Consider the following 21,665-nt stretch of genomic DNA (forward strand, 5'->3'; position numbering starts at 1 on the left):
TTGCCCTGCTTTCTTTACGTATGACTTACCCTTTGTAAACTACCAATGAAGAGGCAGGCGCTAGTACTTGAGCGCCTTCAGCTTTTCGATCACCCGGTTGGCGACAATCTGGTACCCCTTGTCATTCAGGTGGATGTCGTCAGAAGTGATGTCGGCCCGCATGCCCCTCGGGAAATTGAGGTTTTCCAGATCGGTCAGGTCTTCGGGTGTCGGCTTGTAGCTGATCGCAGCCATTTCTGCGTCGGTCGGCGGAGTCATTTTCACGTATTTGTCGCCGTATTTGGCCGCCAGCTTTTCGTTGATCGCGATGACCTGGTTGTAATTCTCAGAACCTTTGTTCTCGTCTGCCTCGGTAAGTACCCCCAGCACGACGTATCGGGCGGGCGCGGTGATGTAGGCGATCGAGCTTTCCAGCGACGACAGGATTTCTTCTTCGGCACCCGGTTTTCCGATGTTGTTCCGGCCGTACCACAGGACCTGCGTGGCGGTTTTGAGCTTGGCCGCATCTTCCAGCACAAACTCCGAATCGGCCGGAATATCGATCGTGCTCACCGTATCCGGTGTGATCGTATACATTTCGCCGTCGGCCCCACTGGGTATCCGCCGGATGGTACAACGCACCCCGAGGATGGTACCCTTTCGGCTGTATTCTTCATTGCGGGAAGGGGTAGACAGAAACTGATTGCTCAGTTTGGTAATCTTGATCGGCTTGATGCTATCCAGTTTGTTGCCTTCCACGGTTATTTTCAGTGGGGTACCTCCCTGCCTGACGGCAATGCTGGCCGCTCCCTGCCCCACAATCCCATCACTCACCACGGGCCGGCTGGCCAGAGCAGCCCCAACCATATTGCCATACGGAGCAGTACCTCCCGCGCCGATGGTCAGGCTATCCCCGAAAAAGGCCAGGGTTTTATCCCGGTCCGGCACTACTTCTTTGTCGGGTTCAGGAGTCTCGGTTTCGGGAAGTACATCGTCTGCCATTTTACCACAGGATGCTAAAAAGGCTGTGGTAAAAACCGCAAGTCCGGATTGGTAAAAAAAGCGCCTGCGGCTTAGCAGGTTCGCCGGATTTTCAGTGTGCGAATCAGGAATCTGGTTATCAATCATTTCTTTCTGAAAGAGTATGGTTTTGTGTTGGGCATCTCTTCAAAAAAACCATTCCAGAAACTCTTCGGCCTCCTCATCAAATGCCCGTCTTAGGGTACCTTACAAGGAAAGAAACCTTGATTTTTGTGGAAAGGGGAGGCCAATTCTCCCTTCCACAAAAACACCATCAGTCGAGCAGGCTGTCCAGAAAGCCCTTGCGGGTACCGCTGCCGAAGTTGGCCATCAGCACGAACGTGGCCTTTTTCTGAGGAAAATAAAAGACGTTGGCTTCGGTACCCGCGAGGGTACCGTTGTTCCCATAGCCTGTTCCCAGTATTTCTGACTCCCACTGGTCCACGCCCAGGCCGTAGGTGGTGGTACCCTGCCGGACGGGGTAGGGGGTCAGCATTTCCTGTAACGCAGCGGGGCCGACGAGTTTTTCACCAAAAAGCGCCTCGCTGAACCGGAACAGATCCGCTGCCGTCGAAATAAGCCCACCGTACGCTCCACCGTCGGCTTCGGCGCGGTCCAGCGCCGTGACGTCCATCAATTTGTCATTGGCGTAAAAATCGGCATATCCCCGGGCCACGTTACGGTCGTCGCGCTTTTCGAGGTAGGTACCTGTTAGCCCCAAAGGCTGAATGATTTGTTCATCCAGTACCGTTTGCAGCGATTTTCCCGTCTGCTGTTCAATGATTCTTCCAATGAGCATATAGTTGGAATTGGAATAACTAAATCGTTCCCCCGGCTCGAAGAGTAACGAACGGCCGTATACGTACCTTCTCAGTACTTCATCGGGCGTCATGGCACCGCGCCGGGCGGGATTATTTACAAGATCCAGCTGGTACTGCGTGTCGTCATTGGTCGGGTCGAAGATTCCACTGGTATGGGCCAGAAGCTGGCGCAGGGTGATTTGTTCGGCCTGGGGAATCTGTCCTTTGCTGGCGGGTAGCAGGTCGGCGAGCTTGTCATCGAGTCCGAACTTGCCTTCATCTTTCAACAGCATTACGGCGGTCGCCACAAACGTTTTGGCGATGCTTCCCGCCCTGAATGGCGTATTGACTTGCATGGTGGTGTGGTGTTCCAGGTTGGAGTACCCCGTGGCACCGATCCAGAGCGGTGCATTTTCTTTTTTAATCGCTAGCACGGCTCCCGGAATTCGGTTCGTGCCGGCGTAATCTTCCACGGCTTTCTGATACGTGGCGTGCTGCGCGTGTTCCGAAAAGTCAGGAGCGGCATCAAGGGTGGGCTGGGGAATGTCGGTGGATTCACAGGCAGTCAGCGCCAGGCACAAAGTGGCCAGCGCGAACCGGAAATAAGTTGTTTTCATGGCTATAAATAGATACTGGATCAATTAATTGAGAAAGGGTACCCTGGCCCCTACATGCAGTGCTTGGTGGGGTAAGAGAATTTGACTGAACGGCATTTCGCCAAACAGCTCGTAACGGGTAAATACCGAAGTACGATTCCGGAAGCGATACCCGGCTCCCAGTCTGGCGGAAGGCATCAGTTTGAACTGGTAAGCTGCGGCCTTCGGGAAATCCGGGCTGGACCGCTCGTAAGAAGGCGCCACCGGGTGCAACAGCAGGGTACCCATGCCCAGGCTTGCCTCGGCGTACACCGCCCCAAAGTACTTGCGGTAGCCTACTTCGGTACTAGCAAAGAGTCCGCTTTGAACGCCGGGATGATGATAGTACCCCAGATTGATGCTCTGAAACGTCTGCGAGCCCGGTCGGTTGCGGTAGTACAGTTCGGTGCCTACCTTGATCCCGATTCCGCCTTTCTGCAGGTGGGCCAAAGTAGGCAGACTGATGGATTCCGAGAAAACAGAGATGGTCAGCGGAGGACCCGAAGGCGCTCGGTCGGGGCGGGGTACCTGAGCCAGCGAAAGCTGGACACTCAGACTCCCGGCCAGGAAGAGGAGTGGAATTGATTTTTTCATAAGTACTTGTTTTTGAGTTTACTAATTGGGCGCAAAAGTAACGTCAGCCACAAGGTGCTTAAAATTGGGGACGGCTCAGTGGCCTGCAAAAAGCGGTGAGTGGTGAGGTACCGACCTTGAATGGTAGGATGAGGTACCTTCAGGATTGGCTAAAAATGATTGAATCAAGGTACCTCTGCTCAGGATTCGCTCAGCCATTGGCGGAACTCCGCTACCCGACGCCGACTCACCGCTACCTCTTCGGCGGGTTTGGGATGCAGCGTCAGTAACGCCCGGCCCGAACCGTCGTTCTCCACTTTGCGAATGGCGCTGCGGCTGGCGATGAACTGACGGCTGATCCGAAAGAAATCACTGGCCGGCAACCGCTCAATAAGCTGCTCAAGGGTAGCGTCGATCGTGAACGATTGGTTGTCGTGCGTCTTGACAATGCTGGTTTCGTTCGTGACAAAGATATACGCGACCTGCTCGGTCATCAATGGGACATAGCCTTTTCCCTGATTGACCAGTAGGATCTTGGTACCCTGCTTTTCGGGAGCCGGCGGTGCAATCTGAGAAGTACCTTCGAGTTCGGCAATCCGTAGCTTGAGCCCGGCTACGCTGGTGCGATGGTAGTTCAGCAGCCAGTACATAGTGTAGCCCATGTGCAAGATCAGGATGAACATCAGCCCAATGGGTACGTCGTTGGCAATCACAATGCTGAGGGTGATCTGCGCCGAACGGTGCAGTACCAGATCATTATACACAAAGCTGAACAGGGCGATAATCAGGGCGGTGCTGCCAAAGGCAATACCTCCCTGTACGAAAAGCCGCTGGAATGCCTGAGTAGCCCACGAATACCGGCGATCGAGATAGCGGATGAGGAAGCGGTTGGCCTCCCAAAGCAGCGCGGTGACACCCATCACCACCAGCACATCCAGATAGAACTGAGGACTACTAAGTAGCTGTCCTAGCGGCGTGATATCGCCAATGAAGCGAAAAAAGAAGGCCCAAATCGGGATGCCTACCAGACGCGGCCAGGTGTCGGGATACTGCATAGAGGGGTAAATAGCCAATAAACTTACAAAGCAACTGCATTCTTTGACAAGGAAATTTTGATGTGTCGCTGATTTTTTCCTGTCCGCCTGTGACCAGTCATCGTCCGATAGCGGACAGTTTTCAGGATAACTTGCTTGTAAGTATCTGATTCATAAGACTTATAGTTTTTGGTATAATTATTTCATAAGCAAAATCACTGGATCATTCCCGATACGCCCATGCTAACCAACTACCTCAAAATCGCCCTTCGCCACTTCCGGCGGCAACCTTTTTTTTCGCTGGTGAATGTCACGGGCCTGGCGGTGGGCCTGGCGGCTTGCTGGCTCATTGGACTTTACGTTATTCACGAAAGAAGTTTCGATACTTTCCTGCCTTATGCCGATCGCGTCTGCGCGGTAGCCTTCGATATCAAAATGGGCGACCAGGAAGCTTTTACCACCAACACGCCGCCGCCCGTGGGGGCGAGGCTGGTCGAGGATTTTCCCGAGATCGAAATGGCCGCCCGTACCTTCAATTTGGGTAGCGTGGTGGTGCAGCGGGAAGCTATGAATGGCAAAGAGCCCCTGACTTTCAATGAATATAACAACGCGATGGCCGCCGACACGGCTTTTCTGGAATTGTTCGGTTTTCCGATGGTAGCGGGCGATCCCCGCACGGCCCTCGACAAACCCGGCAGCGTGGTGCTGACCGAGAGTATGGCGCGGAAGTATTTTGGCGAACAAACCGCCTTGGGCCAGTCGTTAAAACTGAACGACAACCCCTACCAGGTAACGGGAATCGTGCGGGACCTACCCACTAACTCTACGGTACAGTTCGGCTTTCTGGCTTCCATGACCAATTTTTCGGTAGTGGAGCGTTTTTCGTGGAGTTGGATTTGGTTGCAGGTCGATACCTGGGTGCGGCTGCGGCAGCCCGTCACCGAGCAAGCACTGGCTACTTTGGAAAAGAAGTTCCCGGCCATGGTACGTACCTATGCACCCGCCGCCTACGCCCGGATCGGGCAGGATTTGACCAAAAACCTTGACAATGGCGACCGTCTCGATGTAAAACTCTTGCCCCTGGAAAAGCTGCATTTGGGCTACACCGGACTTACCTCGCGACTGACCACGCTCGGCGACGGTGAGCAGGTGGGGATGTTTGCGATCATTGGTGGTCTGATTTTGCTGCTGGCCTGCGTTAATTTCATGAATTTATCTACCGCGCGCTCCATGAAACGTTCGCAGGAGGTAGGGGTACGTAAGGCCCTCGGTTCGCAGCGGAGCGCGTTGGTTGCGCAGTTTCTGGTCGAGTCAGTGCTGCTGAGTGGGGGTGCCATGTTTTTGGCTGCCTTGCTGGCGAGTGTGATGCTGCCCTTTTATAACAATCTGACGGGACTCGCGCTACTGCCCGGCGACCTCTTTTCAACGGAAAGTATGGGGTTTGTGGTACTGCTGCCCCTTGTAACGGGCTTGCTCGGTGGACTTTATCCGGCCTTTTATTTGTCGCGATTCAAGGCCATCGAGATGTTCAAATCCGCCGGGCGAAGAAGCCGGGGCGGATTGGTATCGGTACGGAGCGGACTCGTCGTGTTTCAGTTTGCAGTTTCCATCGTCCTGATGCTGGGCTCGTTTGTCGTATTTCAGCAATTGGAATTTGCCCAAAAACAAACGCCGGGCCTGAATCGCGAGCATGTGCTGGTGATCGAGAATGCGCGCCACTTCACGTCGCCCTCGGCGCGGGAGGCTTTCCGGCAGCAACTGGCCAACCTACCCGAAGCGCTGGATGCTACGCATTCTACTTTTTTGCCATCGCTGGGTAGCTTTGGCGACTTTTATGAACCCGAACAAGGCGACCAAAAGAATGCCGTTGTTTCCAGCCTGCCCATGGGTTCATTCCTGACCGACGCCGATTTTGTGCCTACCCTGGGCATCGAAATCCTGGCGGGACGGAACTTCCGCCCCCATTCGGTCAGCGATTCGGCATCGGTAATCCTGAACGAGACTGCCGTCAAGGCCATTGGCTGGAAAGATCCAATCGGAAAATGGCTGCGTTATCCGGGCAATGCCAATCAGCGTTTTCAGGTAGTCGGCGTCATGCGCGATTTTAATGATGCGTCGGTGCGCACGGCCATCGAACCCATGGCGCTTTTCCACGAAGCGTCCAAAACCTACCAAACCTGGGCCTCGTACATCGCCTTGCGGGTGCGTCCCGGTAGTGAGAAACAGGCCGTCGAGAAAGCCGCCGCCCTCTGGGATAAGGCTGTGCCGGAGGTACCTTTCGAGTATGATTTTCTGGATGCTACCTTTGCCCGCCTTTACCGTTCCGAAGCCCGGATGGGTTCCGTACTGAGTATCCTGACGGGCCTGGCGTTGTTCATCGGTTGTCTGGGCCTGTTCGCGCTGGCCGCTTATACCGCCGAAAGCCGCATTAAGGAGATCGGCGTGCGTAAGGTGCTGGGAGCCAGTGTGGCCAGTATCGTATCGCTGCTCTCCTCGGATTTTCTTAAACTCGTCATCGCGGCCATTGTCATCGCTACGCCTGTTGCCTGGTACGCCATGAATGCATGGCTGGCGGACTTTACCTATAAAATCGACCTGGAATGGTGGTACTTCGCCGGGGCGGGTGGTCTGGCAGTCGCCATCGCGTTGCTGACCGTGAGTTTTCAAAGTATCAAAGCCGCCCTGATGGATCCGGTGAAGTCGCTGCGGAGTGAGTGATATTTTGCTTTCGGTTAACGGTCAACGCCAAACGGTTAAATGGTATTCTCTGACTTCCTTTTGACCTGCCATTGACCGCTCCCCTTTTATCTTTTAACCCAAAAATAAGCCATGATCTCCAACTACCTGAAAATTGCCTGGCGGAATCTGATCCGGGCCAAAGAATACACCTTCATCAATGGGGTCGGTTTGGCCGTGGGCATGGCCGCTTCCGTGCTCATTTTTCTTTGGGTACAGAGCGAGCTGACTTACGATCGATTTTACCCCAAAACCGACCGGCTGTTTCAGGTGTACAATCAGGATGTGTTCAGTGGCGAACCCACGGTTTGGGGAAGTACCCCTATCCCTTTGGCGCCGGAACTGAAAGCAAACTACCCCGATATTGAAAATACCGCACGGTACATTTCGCCCACGCTGCTCTTGTCCGCCAATGAGAAGCATCTGAACATCCACGGCGCTTTTGCCGACTCTACGTTTTTCCATTTATTCGATTTTCCTTTCCTCAGCGGCAGCGCCGACTATTCCCTTTCCCAAAATAACGGCATTGTTATTACCCGATCGCTGGCCATGAAGCTGTATGGTACCACCGATGCGATCGGAAAAACCATACAGGTCGAGCATCGGGACAATTTCTCCATAAGTGGTATCCTGGAAGATTTGCCCAACAACACACAATTTGCTGATGCCGAATATTTTTTGCCCTGGTCTTACTTCCAGGCACTGGGTTGGGGATCGGACGAGTGGACTTCCAACAACTACGTAACCTACGTGCTGTTGCGGGAAGACGCGCAGGTCGATCGCGTCAATGCGAAAATCAGGTACGTGACCGCGGCTCATCTGAAAGGAGTACTGGACGATGTTTCGCAGCGGGCAATTTTCCTGCATCCGGCCAGCAAGTGGCATTTGTATTCAAAAATAGAAAACGGAAAGTTGGTGGAGGGCCGGATCGCCACAGTACGTTTGTTTGGGATCATTGCCGCTTTTATCCTATTGATCGCCTGCGTCAATTTTGTCAATCTGAGTACGGCCCGAAGCGAGAAGCGGGCCAAAGAAGTGGGCATCCGCAAGGTAGCCGGTGCGCAGAAATTCTCCCTGGTGATTCAGTTCATCAGCGAGTCGGTCTTACTGACTTTTATCTCCGGCCTCCTGGCCGGATTGCTCGTTTGGGCTAGTCTGCCCGCCTTCAATAATTTAACGGCCAAGCAACTTACGCTGGATATCGGGTCGGGGTACTTCTGGGTCGTGGCTGTTGGCTTTGTGCTGTTTACGGGGCTGCTGGCGGGGAGCTACCCGGCCTTCTTTCTGTCCTCCTTTCAGCCCGTGAAAGTAATGAAGGGTGCGTACCGGGAGGCCAGGTCGGTTTTTTCGCCCCGCAAGGGATTGGTGGTGCTACAATTCACCTTTGCCATTGTCCTGATTATTTCCACTCTCATAATCAGGCAGCAGGTCAGGTACGCCCAAAGCCGGGAGCGGGGATATGATCAGAGCAATTTGATCTATACGACTTTGGGGGGCGATCTGGAAAAGCATTATGGTACCTTGAGGCAGGAACTGCTGAGCAACGGGGCCGTGGTCTCTATGACCAAATCACTGGGCCCCATTACCGGACTTAATACCCGCCAATGGGGGGTGGCCTGGCCCGGCAGTACCAAAAAAGATAAGGATATCGAGTTTGACCTGTTTGGGACGGATGCAGATTTCCTGAAAACCACGGGAGCCCGGCTGCTGGCCGGCCGGGACATCGATGTGGGCAAGTACCCTTCCGATTCCACGGCGATCCTGCTGAACGAAACCGCTGTGAAAACCATGCGTATGGAGGTACCCATCGGTACTACGGTACACTTCCAGGACCAGGACTGGCATGTAGTGGGTGTCGTCCAGGATTTCATTTTTGATTCGCCCTACCAAGCCATTAAGCCGGTAATAATCGAAGGACCAAGCGGTTCTTTGCCACATCAATGGGTTACCCTGAGGCTTGACTCCCGGAATGCCACGACAGAAAATCTGGCAGCCGTGGAACAGATATTCAAAAAGCGTAATCCTGGCTCTCCGTTTGAATACACTTTTGTGGATGATTCGTACAACGCAAAATTTGCCGAGGAGCAACGGATCGGATCATTGACCGGCCTGTTCACCGGGCTGACTATTTTTATAGCCTGCCTGGGCTTGTTCGGCCTGGCCGCCCACACCGCCCAGCAGCGAACTAAGGAAATCGGCATCCGCAAGGTACTGGGTGCCACGGTGGGAAGTGTCGTTCAACTACTCACCAAAGAGTTTATGGCCTTGATGTTCATAGCGTTTGCCGTCGCTACACCCATTGGCTGGTACGCCATGGAAGAATGGCTGACGGATTATGAGTATCGCGTATCCATCGGAGGGGGCGTGTTCTTGCTCACCCTGCTTGTGGCTACTTTAATCGTAGTGCTGACGGTGAGTTTCCAGGCCGTGAAAGCCGCTTTAATGAATCCGGTGAAGTCGTTGCGCAGCGAGTGAAGCTATGTCGGGTGTTTCCACCCGACAGCATATCAAACGGTATTCTCTGATTCCCTTTTGATGTGCCTTTAACCATTTGCCTTTATCCTTTTAGCCCCGAAAACCAAACCAAAAGAAGAGCCATGCTAAAAAATTACCTCAAAATCGCCTACCGGAACCTCTTGCGCAGCAAGGCTTTTTCGGCCATCAATATTGTCGGACTGTCTTTTGGACTGGCTACCTGCATGATCATCGGCCTGTTTGTGCTGGACGAGCTGAGCTTCGACCGCTTCCACGAGAAAGCCGACCGCATCGTACGGGTCACGTTCAAGGCCAACATGAGCGGCAACAAGATCAACGAAGCTACCGTCATGCCGCCCACGGCCAAAACCTTACAGCGCGAGTACCCCGAAGTGCTGGAAGCCACGCGACTGCGGCAGGCCATAGCCTTTAAGCTGGCCAAAGACGACAAGGTATTCAAAGAATACGGCGTGGCCTTTGTAGATTCCAACTTCCTGCGGGTGTTCACTTTTCCCCTGGTGAAGGGTAGTGCCAAAACGGCTTTGCTTCGACCGAATACCCTGGTTATTTCGGAGAAAATGGCCCAAAAGTACTTTGGCAACGAAGACCCGGTCGGTAAAATTCTCAAAACCAAAAATTACGACGAAGTACTTGAAGTGACGGGCGTGATGGCCGATATGCCGACCCATTCGCATTTTCATTTCGACTTCCTGATTTCGATGGCGGGCCTGGCCGAAGCCCAGGTAAATTCCTGGATGCAGTCGGAATTTTACACCTACCTGCTGCTGCCCGATGGCTACGACTACCGAAAATTACAGGCCAAACTCCCGCAGGTGGTGGAAAAGTACATGGGGCCGGAAATCAAGCAGGCCTTCGGCATGAACTACGCCCAATTTCGCGAGCAGGGCAATGAGCTGGGTTTGCAGCTTCAGCCACTGACCGACATTCACCTGCATTCTGATTTTGCTTACGATCTGGGGCCGTCCGGTGATGTGCGTTACGTCTATATCTTCGGTGCTATTGCGCTGTTCATGCTGTTGATCGCCTGCATCAATTTCATGAATCTCAGCACCGCCGGGGCATCGAAGCGGGCGCGGGAAGTGGGCATCCGCAAAGTCATGGGTTCGGTAAAAGGTACCCTGATCGGTCAGTTTTTGCTCGAATCCCTGCTGCTGACCGCCGTAGCCCTGGTACTCGCGGTTGTTTTGGTATGGCTGGCTTTGCCGTTTTTTAATGATCTCGCCGACAAAAACCTGACGCTAAACTTCGTTAAAGTACCTTGGCTATTGCCCGGTTTGTTGCTTTTGGGTCTGGTCGTGGGGATTCTGGCGGGTAGCTATCCGGCATTTTTCCTCTCTTCCTTCAAACCCATTTCTGTGTTGAAAGGAGGAACCCATCTCAATCTTTCCCGGGGGCGTCGAAGCATCGGCTTGCGGGGTACCCTGGTGGTGGTGCAGTTTTGCATTTCCATCATCCTCATCGTGGGCACGACGGTGGTGTATCAGCAACTGAAATTTATTCAAAATGTCAAGCTGGGTTACGACAAAGATCAGGTACTTGTCTTGCAGGGTACCTACCGCCTGGGACAAAACGAGCAACTGTTTAAAAAGCAACTTTTGCAGGATTCACGGGTCGTGGACGTGACCGTTTCGGGCTATGTTCCCGCCGGGCCTTCGTTCAACAATAATTTTACGGTCTACGGCGACGACAGGGACAAGGAATTCACGAAGGGCATTCGCTACGATGTGGACGAGAACTACATTCCGACGCTGGGTATGACTATGGCCGCCGGCCGGAATTTTTCGCCAGAGTTCGGTACCGATTCTTCGGCTATTATCCTGAACGAAACGGCAGCCCGGGAAATGGGCTGGGGGAACGACGCCATCGACCATACCGTAACCCGGCCTAACAATGAGGGTACCAAAACCACCTACCACGTCATCGGCGTAGTGAAAGACTTCAATTTCAAATCGCTGCACGAGCGCATCACACCGCTGATGATGACGCTGGGCAATAACGGCGGCGCGATCCTGGCCAAAGTAAAGACCCGCGATCTGCCCGCTCTTATTGCTTCGGTAGAAAAACAATGGAAGACCCTGGTGGTGGACGAACCCCTCGAGTATTCGTTTTTGGAAGAAAACTTCAACGCCACCTACCGCGCCGAACAGAAAACGGGCCAAATCCTCGGTCTTTTCGCGGGCCTGACGATCTTCGTCGCCTGTCTGGGGCTGTTCGGACTGGCCACCTTCACGGCCGAGCAGCGTACCAAGGAAATTGGTGTCCGTAAGGTACTGGGTGCTTCTGTGACCAGTGTTGTAGCATTGCTTTCCAAAGATTTCCTGAAATTAGTCGCCATCGCCATCGTCATCGCTTCACCCATTGCCTGGTACGCCATGCATTTCTGGTTGCAGGATTTTGCCTACAAAATCGACATCGGCTGGTGGGTGTTCGCGTTGGCGGGAGTCCTGGCCGTGGGCATCGCGTTGCTAACGGTGAGTTTTCAAAGCGTAAAAGCGGCAGTGGCGAATCCGGTGAAGAGTTTACGGTCTGAGTAACAGAAGCACTAGAAAGTGGTTTTTGCCTACTTCCTGAAACCCAATCGAATTATTATCTATATCTCGTATGCTCAAAAACTATCTGAAAATCGCGTGGCGAAATCTTGTAAAAAGCAAATCTTTTACACTGTTGAACATCATCGGTCTGGCGGTGGGGATGGCGGCGGCTATCCTGATTATACTCTGGATTCAGAACGAAATGAGTTTCGACCGAAACTATGCCAAATCGGACCGATTGTATTTGATGTACAATCGGGATACATTCAGCGGAGAAAAATGGGCCTGGAATAATACGCCCAAGATCATGGCTTCTTTTCTAAAAAAGGATTATCCCGAAGTAGAAGATGCCGTGCGCTTGTCCGGGTCGAATTTTCTATTAACCCTGGATGAGAAGAAATTTCAGAAAAGCGGGGCCTTTGTAGACTCCACGTTTCTGGAAGTCTTTGATTTGCCCATGAAGTTCGGCAATGCGTCCACGGCCCTCGATGATCCCTATAACATTGTCATCACGGAAGAACTAGCTGAAAGTTTTTTTGGGAAGGAAGAAGCCATCGGTAAGACCATCAGGATCGATAACAAAGACAATTTTACCGTAACGGGCGTTTTGGAAAATCCACGAAACGACACCCGTTTTCAGGCGGAATATTACCTGCCCTGGGCTTATTTCAAAAAGCTGGGATGGGACGATGAATGGTGGGGAAATAACTCAGTGAACACCTATGTCCTGCTGAAAAAGAACACCACGGTCGACCGCTTCAACGGGAAGGTACGGACCATTACCATCGACCATACCAAAGGTAAGGATCAGGATGGCTCTACGACCGAAGTATTTGCCTATCCGCTAAGCCAGACGTACCTGTATGGGAAGAGCGAAAACGGCCAATTAGTGGAGGGCAGAATCGTCACTGTCCGGCTATTCGGAATCATCGCTGCCTTTATTCTGCTGATCGCCTGCATTAATTTCATGAACCTGAGTACGGCCCGCAGCGAAAAGCGGGCCAAAGAAGTGGGCATACGAAAAGTGGTCGGGGCGCTGAAATCCTCCCTGATTTTGCAGTTTATCGGCGAAAGCGTTTTGTTGGCCTTGTTTGCGGGGCTATTGGCGGTTTTAATGGTCCAGATCAGTATTCCTGCCTTTAACAAGTTGGTGGATAAGCACCTGTACCTGAATTTTGCAGATCCGTTTTTTTATCTTCAACTGATCGGTTTCATCCTTTTTACGGGAATAATAGCGGGCAGCTACCCTTCTTTTTTTCTTTCTTCTTTTCAACCCGTCAAGGTACTGAAAGGAAAAGGAAGACCCATCGGAAAGGCGCTGGACCCCCGGAAAGTGCTGGTAGTGACCCAGTTTACTTTCGCGATTTTACTCATCATTTCTACGCTCATCATCCGGCAGCAGATAAAGTACGCGCAGGACCGGGAAATGGGGTATAATAAGGAAAGTCTTATTTATATCGGTTTGCAGGGTGAACTGGACAAACATTTCAGAGCCATCAGACAGGCTCTGGTAGAAAAAGGGGGAGCCGTAGCCGTCACAAAATCCATGAGCCCGATTACAGAGCAATGGAGCGATAGCTGGGGCTTTTCGTGGCCGGGAAGTACTGAAGCAGATAAAAAAATGGATTTTGGACGATTCAGTTCGGATGCAGACTTTACCAAAGCCATCGGTACCTCGTTGGTTGCTGGCCGCGACATCGATATTTACACGTACCCTTCAGACTCTAACGCTGTTTTATTGAATGAAACCGCCGTTAAGAAAATGCGTTTAAAAGACCCGATAGGACAAATCGTCAAGGGGGATGGACGTGATTTGCAGATCGTGGGAATTGTAAAGGATTTTATCATCAATTCTCCCTATGAGCCCATCGGTCCCATGCTGATTATGGGACCTGCGAGCTGGTTTAACATGATGCACGTCAAGTTGAATCCGGCCAAATCGACCGCCGATGCGTTGAAAATTGTGGAGGAAGTATTGGCAGAATACAATCCGGCCTACCCCTTTGAGTATCATTTTGTCGACGATGCCTACGAGAAAAAATTCGAAAATACCCAACGTACTGGTACTTTGGCCTCGTTGTTTGCGGGGCTGACGATTCTGATTTCCTGCCTGGGTTTATTCGGACTTTCGGCTTACATGGCTGCCAACCGCATCAAGGAAATCGGGATTCGGAAAGTCTTGGGAGCGAGTATCACGAGCATTTCGGTGTTGCTCTCAAAGGATTTCCTGAAGCTGATCCTTATTTCCTTCATAATCGCCTCTCCAATAGCCATTTATCTAATGAACAAATGGCTGGAAGATTATAAATATCGCATCGATATCAGCCCGTGGGTATTTGTCGGAGCCGGAGTTATCTCCCTGCTCATCGCTATCCTGACCGTCAGTTTTCAGGCCATCAAGGCAGCCGTGGCCGATCCGGCGAAGAGCCTTAAAGCAGAATAGAATAGCCAGTCGCCACTAGCCGGCAACTATTGGCTTAAAATCTAACAACCTATATCATGCTTCCCAACTACCTCAAACTCGCCTGGCGTAACCTGATTAAGAACAAGCTCTATTCTTTTATCAACGTGGGAGGATTGTCCCTTGGCCTAATGGTGGCTATACTCGTTGGTTTGTGGATTCATGATGAGTTGACATTCGACCGATATCACGAAAACGCTTCGCACATTGCGCAGGTCATGCGCAACCAGACGGTCAATGGCGAAGTCACCACGGCTCCGTCGGTACCGATTCCCCTGGCGACCGAGCTCCGAACTACCTACGGCAGCGAATTCAAGCGGGTAGTATTGGCTTGGTGGGGAAGCAAGCACAGCCTGGCGCATGGAAATCAGGTTTTTGCAAAATTCGGAAAATTCATGAGCCCTGAGGCCCCGGATATGCTGTCATTGCGGATGAAACAAGGTAGCCGGAATGGCTTAAAAGACCCGGCCTCCATCCTGCTTTCCGAATCGACCGCCGAGGCACTTTTCGGTGACGAGCCGCCGCTGGGTAAAGTACTTATGATAGACAACGCCATAACGGTCAGCGTCACGGGTGTGTACGAAGATCTGCCCGCCAACAGCAGTTTCGCAGAAGTACGGTTTATCGCTCCCTGGGACCTGTACGCCGTTTCGACGGGCTGGATTGCAGAGGCCAAAGACAGCTGGTCCAATACCTCGTTTGAAATTTTTGTTGAAACAATCCCGACCGCTAATGTTGCCGACGTTTCTGAAAAAATCAAACCAATTCTGTCTGAAAAGAATCAAGACGGGTCAACCACAAAACCTGAACTATTCCTGCATCCGATGCGCCGCTGGCATCTGTTTTCAGAATTTGAAAATGGGGTAAGTACGGGTGGCGGCATTCAGTTTTTGTGGCTGTTTGGCAGTATCGGTTTTTTTGTATTGTTACTGGCCTGCATCAATTTCGTCAACCTGAGTACCGCCCGCTCCTTCAACCGGGCAAAGGAAGTAGGCATTCGGAAGGCCGTTGGCTCGAAGCGAGGCCAGTTGGTAGGTCAGTTTTTGGGCGAATCGTTGCTGGTAGCGGGCCTGGCGTACGTGCTGGCCGTTCTGCTGGCTTTTCTGGTCATGCCTTTGTTCAATCAGGTAGCCAGTAAAAGCATCAGCATTCCATGGACCAATCTGTATTTTTGGCTGACCGGCATCGGCTTCACCTTGCTGACGGGAATTTTGGCGGGTAGTTATCCGGCTCTTTATTTATCGTCCTTCCAGCCGGTCAAGGTACTTACAGGCGGAGGTGCTTCGATGCGGTCAAGGCGCGGGTTGCTTGCCCCCAGGCAGATTCTGGTAGTGTTGCAGTTTACGGTCTCGATTATCCTCATTATTGGAACGGCCGTAATTTTTCAACAAATTCGCCACGCCAAAAACCGCCCTCTGGGTTTTGATCGCAACGGGCTAATTACCCTGATGCCCAACTCGCCCCGCTATGCACCACACCGTGAGGCGATTCGACAGGAGTTGCTGGCCACGAGCAGCGTAACCGAGTTGGCAGAATCAGCCAGCCCCACTACCGAAACGCGCTCAAAAAACGGTGGCTTTGGCTGGACGGGCAAGTCTTCCGACCTGCAAACCAACTTTACCACTACGGCGGTCTCCCATGAGTTTGGACGAACGGTAGGCTGGCAGTTTAAGGCGGGGCGCGACTTTTCCCGGCAGTTTGCTTCCGACTCCATGGGACTGGTCATCAATCAAACCGCTGCCCGGTTTATGGGGTTTGCCGATCCGGTCGGTGAAACCGTCACCTGGAAAGGCGAAGACTTCGACTTGAAATTCCGGGTGCTGGGCGTCATTGAGGATATGGTAATGGACTCACCCTACGAACCCGTCGAACCGGCGATTTTCTTCATCGGGCCCCGCATCGGGAAGTTTGTGACTCTGCGGCTCGATTCCCGGCAAAGCCCGCACCAATCCCTGGCGGTGATTGAAACGGTGCTGAAAAAACACCTCCCCGATAGTCCATTCGACTACACTTTTGTAGATGAGGAATACGACTATAAATTTCGTAGCGAAGAACGCACGGGCCAACTCACGGTGGCCTTTTCGGTTTTGGCCATTCTAATTTCCTGCCTGGGACTTTTCGGCTTGGCCACCTTCACCGCGCAGCAACGTACCAAAGAAATTGGTATCCGCAAGGTACTGGGCGCCAGCGTGAGCAGCATCATGGCTTTACTGTCCAAAGATTTTCTAAAACTGGTACTTATTGCCTTGGTCATCGCTAGTCCCATCGCCTGGTACTTCATGGACCAATGGCTGACTGACTTCGCCTACCATGTCGATATTTCGTGGTGGGTGTTCGCGTTGGCGGGCTTGCTAGCCGTGGGGATCGCGCTCATTACGGTAGGGTACCAGAGTGTGCGGGCGGCGTTGATGAATCCGGTAGAGTCGCTGCGGAGCGAATAATTATAAGCGTAATAAAAAACCATGATCCAGAACTATTTTAAGATCGCGTGGCGGAATCTCCTGCGTAACAAGCTCTTCTCGGGACTCAATGTCATTGGACTTTCGGTAGGATTAGGCTGTTGTATGCTGCTGGCTATGTACATCCACAGCGAAATTTCTTTTGATCGGCATCATCAGTATGCCAATGACTTGTACCTGGTTAACAGCGAAGCTATCTCTGCCGCCGGGGGACGGGAGGAATTCCCCAAATTGTCGGCGCCTTACGCCCAGGCGATTAAGGCAGAATATCCTGAGATTGCACAAGCTACCCGGCTTTGGGTAAACGTGATCGAGGATAAGACTTTGCTGACCGCGGAGGAGCCTGGCAAGTCCGAAATTTCATTCTACGAAACCAAGGGCTACCAGGTTGATTCTACTTTTTTCGACGTATTTTCTTACACCTTTCTGGAAGGTGATCAACGTGCGGCCCTTCAAAATCCGCAATCGGTGGTGCTTTCGGAGGAAGTCGCTCGCAAATTGTTCGGCGATGCCTCGGCTCTGAACAAAACCATTAAGGTAGGTGGCACGGCCGGATTCGGAAAAAGCTTCAAAGTCACAGGGGTTTACCGGGACGAAAGCAGCCGATCGCACATCGACGCCCGTTTTTTTCTTCCGCTCTCAGCCGGTTGGGTGGCGGAGTTTATTCGAGAGCAGCCGGTTACTTACACAGGCAACAATATGTATTACACCTACGTCAGGTTACAGCCCAAATCCGACGCCCAAAAATTCAATCGGAAACTGGCGGCCTTCATGGACAAGTATGTACGTAAAAGTTTGCAGGAGGAGGGCTTTGACAAGCGGATTTTCCTGACACCCGTGAAGGACCTTCACTTGTACCAAAAGACCGACACGATCGTGACGGCCACCAGCAGCACGAAGTACCTGTACATCCTGGGTTCGATTGCGCTCTTTACCTTACTTATTGCCTGTATCAATTTCATGAATTTATCCACGGCCCGTTCGATAAAACGGGCGGCGGAGGTAGGGATGCGCAAAGTGTTGGGAGCCGGGAAGCGGGGCCTGATCGGGCAGTTTCTGGGAGAGTCGATGGTGCTGACTTTGGTATCTCTTTCAGTAGCCGTGATCCTAACCGTTTTATTCTTACCCGTATTTAATCAATTGACCGACAAAACTTTGCAAATTAATGAATTGCTGTCTCCGTGGAATGTTATATGCTTTGTAGCATTGGCCCTCATTACAGGATTATTAGCTGGGAGCTACCCTGCGTTCTATTTGTCTGTGTTCAACCCGTTGGATGTACTGAAAGGCAGGTTCGTGAATTCGGCTTCTGCGGTGGGTCTGAGGAAAACGCTGGTGGTGTTCCAATTCATGATTTCCGTCGGGCTGGTCGTAGCTACAGTAGTGATTTACCAGCAGATGAATTTCCTGCGCGATCAGCCCCTGGGTTTCAATAAAGACCAGCAAATCATTATTCCCCTCCACGGAAATGACTATTCAACCCTCAGAAATGAATTAGTGCAAAACAGCCGAATTACCGGAGTAGCGGGAACCGACTATTATCCCGGCATCACCAACCAAACGACTAGGAGCCTGTACCGAGCCGACCAGTCGGTCAATGACATTCGGCGGCAGGTCAATACCAACCGTGTATCGCCTGAATTCATGCAAACGATGGATTTTGAACTCGCCGCCGGAAGAATGTTTTCGAGAGAGTTTCCTGCCGATACGAACAACCGGATCGTTGTGAATGAGGCCACACTGCGGAAGTTTGCCATTCCACTGGAAACAGCCGTCGGACAAAAGCTCAACTTTGATTGGCAAGGAAGTACCATTCCCTACGAGATAGTGGGCGTACTGAAAGATTTTCACTACGAAGATTTGCACAAGCCCATTGAACCTTACGCTTTTATGTTGAACCTTAGTCCCTGGTTCAATTATGCCGTGGTACATGTAAATACGACCGAGGTAAGCAGCGTTCTTTCTCTAATGGAGAAAACCTGGGCAAAGCTGAATCCGAATCTACCCTTCGAGTACAGTTTCCTGGACGATGATTTCCAGAGGAACTACCAATCGGACGCCCGGACTTCCCGAATCGTCAATACTTTCACGATCATATCAATCTTTATTTCCTGCCTGGGGCTCTTTGGTCTGGCTGCATTTGCAGCGCAGCAGCGCACCAAGGAAATCGGCGTGCGCAAGGTACTGGGGGCAAGTGTGAGCAGCATCGTCACCCTGCTGTCCAAAGATTTTCTAAAACTAGTACTTATTGCCATTGTCATGGCCACTCCCATCGCCTGGTACGCCATGCAATTCTGGTTACAGGATTTTGCTTATAAAATCGATATTTCATGGTGGGTTTTCGCCTTGGCGGGCTTGCTAGCCGTGGGGATCGCGCTGCTGACAGTGAGTTTTCAGAGCGTGCGGGCAGCGTTGGCAAATCCGGTTAAGAGTTTGCGGAGTGAATAAACAAAAGCTAAGAACATACTATGCTCACAAACTACCTTAAAATCGCCCGGCGGAATTTGTTGAAAAACAAGATGAATACCGCCATCAACATCATCGGGCTGTCCATCGGCATGGCCTGCTGCATTTTGATCGTGATGTACGTCGTCGACGAACGCAGCTACGACCGCCACTGGCCCGACGGCGAGCGGATTTACCGCGTGGCGCTGGAACGGAAATATCCCGACCGCGTGGCGAAGTACGCCATCATCCCGGATTCGTACGCCTCGGTGCTGAAGCGGGACATTCCGGGCGTGGAGGAGGTTGTGCGGCTGTTTGCCTTCAATGGCAACGCACCGGTGGTGTTCAAGTACCAGGGGCAGACTTTTGAAGAACGTAACGTGATGGCGGCGGACTCCAGCTTCTTTCGGGTGTTTCAAACGGCGCTCATCCGAGGGAACCGCGATCAGGTACTCAACCGGCCCAACACGGTGGTACTGACCCAGCAAACGGCTCATCGGCTGTTTGGAGAGGCCAATCCGCTGGGCAAGGTGATCGAGATGGTGCACGGCCCGAAGCTGGAAGTGACGGGTGTGTGTGCCGACCTACCTCCCAATTCCCACTTTACCTTTGATTTTCTGCAATCGACCGTGGCTCCACCGGATGTGGCCCGTCCTGAGAATTTTATCAGTTTTTCGGCAAGTACTTACTTACTGCTCAAACCCAACGTGCAACCGGAAACCGTGCAGGCGCAATTTCCGGCGCTGGTCGAAAAATACGCCGCCGGGCAGGTACAGCGCAATTTTGGGGTATCATTCAAAGAGTACTTGAAAGCGGGCAATGGCTACTTTTATTTCCTTCAACCCCTAACCGGCATTCACCTGAATTCTCACCTTGAGCAGGAACTAGGTACCAACGGCAGCCAGACTCTCGTGACAGTTTTTTCACTTATTGCCGTATTTGTCCTTCTAATCGCCGCGATTAATTTTATGAACCTGGCTACCGCCCGTTCGGCCGAGCGAGCCAAGGAAGTAGGAATCCGTAAAGCCTTAGGCTCCACGAAAAGCCAATTGGCGGCGCAATTCCTTACGGAGTCAGTACTATTGAGTTTGTTTAGCTTTGTTGTAGCCTTGGTACTTGTGGCAAGTCTGCTGCCATTTTTTAATAATTTGGCAGGCAAACAACTTTCCCTGGACTTTTTACTAGGGTGGCGCCTACCCGCTTCGTTATTGCTGGCGGGAGGCATTGGTTTGCTGGCGGGTAGCTACCCGGCGGGCGTACTGGCGGCCTTTGAGCCGATCAAGGTATTGAAGGGCAAGTTCTCGGCTACCCGACAGGGGTACCTGCTCCGCAACGGGCTGGTGGTTTTTCAGTTTGCCATCTCGGTCGCGTTAATTGTATGTACCCTGGTGGTATTCCGGCAAATGCACTATATCCAGACCAAAGAACTGGGCTTTACCAAAGAAGCGGTCATCACCATTCAGGGCGCGGGATTTCTGGACAATAAGACGAGGGCTTTCAAAGAAGAAGCGAGCCAGCTGGCCGGCGTGAAGCAGGTAGGGGGTACCAGCTCGACCCCAGATGCGCAGAATTTTTTCGGCATTACCTTCCGCAAGCCCGACCAAACCGAAACCGTCACGGGTCGGGCGATGGTAATTGATGATGACTACCTGGCCAGTATGGGAATGAGCATGCTAGCGGGACGCTCTTTTTCTCGCGATTTCAACGATTCACTGTCGATAATTCTGAACGAGGAGGCTGTCCGCGAATTGGGTCTTACCGATCCCGTCGGCAAACAGGTCAAAAGTCCTGATACTTTCGGAGCAGGCGAAGCCGAAGTGACTTACACGGTAATCGGAGTGGCCAAAAACTTTCATTTTGCTTCGCTGCACCAGCGTATTACGCCCCTCTTCATTCTGCACGACAAGGTATTCAATGGTTTTAACAACCAAATCGTCATGCGGATCAGCGCTCCGAATCCTCAGGCGGCCATCGCCCAAACTGAAGCTCTCTGGAAAAGGTACCTGCCCGATCAGCCCTTCCACTATTCGTTTCTGGATGCTGACTGGAACCGGCTGTATCAGACCGAACAGGTTTCTGAACGGATCTTCGGCCTGTTTTCTTTGCTCGCTATCTTCATCGCCTGCATGGGATTGCTGGGTTTGGCTATTTACGTGATCCAGCAGCGCGTGAAAGAAATCGGCATCCGCAAGGTACTGGGCGCGAGTGTCACCAGCATTGTCGCCCTGCTTTCCAAAGATTTCCTGAAACTCGTACTCATCGCTATTCTGATTGCCACCCCCGTCGCCTGGTACGCCATGAACCAGTGGCTGGCGGATTTCGCTTACAAAATCGACCTCGAATGGTGGGTGTTTGCCTTGGCGGGCATGCTGGCGATAGGGATCGCGCTGCTGACGGTGAGTTTTCAGAGCATCAAAGCCGCTTTGATGAATCCGGTGGAGTCGCTACGGTCAGAGTGAACCAGTTTGTATCGGGTGTTTCCACCCGACACTACCA

11 protein-coding genes are annotated in these 21,665 nt (G+C 52.2%); 7 read left to right on the top strand and 4 right to left on the bottom strand.

Annotation, left to right across the window (positions count from 1 at the left end; translation table 11 throughout):
* Positions 1-60: 60 nt before the first annotated feature.
* From GBK04_RS16000 to GBK04_RS16015, 4 genes are all read right to left on the bottom strand, one after another.
* A complete protein-coding gene (locus tag GBK04_RS16000) occupies positions 61-1,107 on the bottom strand; it encodes an SGNH/GDSL hydrolase family protein (protein WP_373331030.1) in 1,047 nt (348 codons plus the stop codon).
* A 166-nt stretch (positions 1,108-1,273) separates the two neighbouring features.
* Complete coding sequence (locus tag GBK04_RS16005; RefSeq protein ID WP_152761342.1) at positions 1,274-2,416, bottom strand: serine hydrolase domain-containing protein; 1,143 nt, start codon at positions 2,414-2,416, stop codon at positions 1,274-1,276.
* Between the two features lie 24 nt (positions 2,417-2,440).
* Positions 2,441-3,028, bottom strand: coding sequence for a hypothetical protein (locus GBK04_RS16010; protein ID WP_152761344.1), 588 nt, complete (start codon positions 3,026-3,028; stop codon positions 2,441-2,443).
* Between the two features lie 179 nt (positions 3,029-3,207).
* Entirely contained in the window at positions 3,208-4,062 is an 855-nt protein-coding gene (locus GBK04_RS16015; RefSeq protein ID WP_152761346.1) for a LytR/AlgR family response regulator transcription factor, read from the bottom strand.
* A 219-nt stretch (positions 4,063-4,281) separates the two neighbouring features.
* Between GBK04_RS16015 and GBK04_RS16020 the strand changes: the two genes are divergently transcribed.
* From GBK04_RS16020 to GBK04_RS16050, 7 genes are all read left to right on the top strand, one after another.
* Positions 4,282-6,759, top strand: coding sequence for an ABC transporter permease (locus tag GBK04_RS16020; RefSeq protein ID WP_152761348.1), 2,478 nt, complete (start codon positions 4,282-4,284; stop codon positions 6,757-6,759).
* Between the two features lie 111 nt (positions 6,760-6,870).
* Positions 6,871-9,252, top strand: coding sequence for an ABC transporter permease (locus GBK04_RS16025; protein WP_152761350.1), 2,382 nt, complete (start codon positions 6,871-6,873; stop codon positions 9,250-9,252).
* A gap of 122 nt (positions 9,253-9,374) precedes the next feature.
* The gene (locus GBK04_RS16030) at positions 9,375-11,807 is read left to right on the top strand and encodes an ABC transporter permease (protein ID WP_152761352.1); all 2,433 of its coding nucleotides are present in this window, start codon (positions 9,375-9,377) and stop codon (positions 11,805-11,807) included.
* Positions 11,808-11,874: 67 nt separating this feature from the next.
* Positions 11,875-14,247, top strand: a complete 2,373-nt coding sequence (locus GBK04_RS16035) for an ABC transporter permease (RefSeq protein ID WP_152761354.1) — start codon at positions 11,875-11,877, stop codon at positions 14,245-14,247.
* A gap of 56 nt (positions 14,248-14,303) precedes the next feature.
* Positions 14,304-16,706, top strand: a complete 2,403-nt coding sequence (locus GBK04_RS16040; RefSeq protein WP_152761356.1) for an ABC transporter permease — start codon at positions 14,304-14,306, stop codon at positions 16,704-16,706.
* A 21-nt stretch (positions 16,707-16,727) separates the two neighbouring features.
* Positions 16,728-19,172 carry an ABC transporter permease gene (locus GBK04_RS16045; protein ID WP_152761358.1) on the top strand — a complete coding sequence of 815 codons (2,445 nt, stop codon included), beginning with the start codon at positions 16,728-16,730 and terminating at the stop codon, positions 19,170-19,172.
* Positions 19,173-19,192: 20 nt separating this feature from the next.
* The gene (locus GBK04_RS16050; protein WP_152761360.1) at positions 19,193-21,628 is read left to right on the top strand and encodes an ABC transporter permease; all 2,436 of its coding nucleotides are present in this window, start codon (positions 19,193-19,195) and stop codon (positions 21,626-21,628) included.
* The last annotated feature ends 37 nt before the right edge of the window (positions 21,629-21,665 follow it).

It is taken from the genome of Salmonirosea aquatica (assembly GCF_009296315.1).
Classification (GTDB): Bacteria; Bacteroidota; Bacteroidia; order Cytophagales; family Spirosomataceae; genus Salmonirosea; species Salmonirosea aquatica.

Excerpts from the sequence above, each read along its gene's own strand:
- GBK04_RS16040 (WP_152761356.1), top strand. The coding sequence starts at position 14,304 with ATGCTTCCCAACTACCTCAAACTCGCCTGGCGTAACCTGATTAAGAAC.
- GBK04_RS16025 (WP_152761350.1), top strand. The coding sequence starts at position 6,871 with ATGATCTCCAACTACCTGAAAATTGCCTGGCGGAATCTGATCCGGGCC.
- GBK04_RS16020 (WP_152761348.1), top strand. The coding sequence starts at position 4,282 with ATGCTAACCAACTACCTCAAAATCGCCCTTCGCCACTTCCGGCGGCAA.
- GBK04_RS16010 (WP_152761344.1), bottom strand. The coding sequence starts at position 3,028 with ATGAAAAAATCAATTCCACTCCTCTTCCTGGCCGGGAGTCTGAGTGTC.
- GBK04_RS16015 (WP_152761346.1), bottom strand. The coding sequence starts at position 4,062 with ATGCAGTATCCCGACACCTGGCCGCGTCTGGTAGGCATCCCGATTTGG.
- GBK04_RS16005 (WP_152761342.1), bottom strand. The coding sequence starts at position 2,416 with ATGAAAACAACTTATTTCCGGTTCGCGCTGGCCACTTTGTGCCTGGCG.
- GBK04_RS16000 (WP_373331030.1), bottom strand. The coding sequence starts at position 1,107 with ATGATTGATAACCAGATTCCTGATTCGCACACTGAAAATCCGGCGAAC.
- GBK04_RS16045 (WP_152761358.1), top strand. The coding sequence starts at position 16,728 with ATGATCCAGAACTATTTTAAGATCGCGTGGCGGAATCTCCTGCGTAAC.
- GBK04_RS16050 (WP_152761360.1), top strand. The coding sequence starts at position 19,193 with ATGCTCACAAACTACCTTAAAATCGCCCGGCGGAATTTGTTGAAAAAC.
- GBK04_RS16030 (WP_152761352.1), top strand. The coding sequence starts at position 9,375 with ATGCTAAAAAATTACCTCAAAATCGCCTACCGGAACCTCTTGCGCAGC.
- GBK04_RS16035 (WP_152761354.1), top strand. The coding sequence starts at position 11,875 with ATGCTCAAAAACTATCTGAAAATCGCGTGGCGAAATCTTGTAAAAAGC.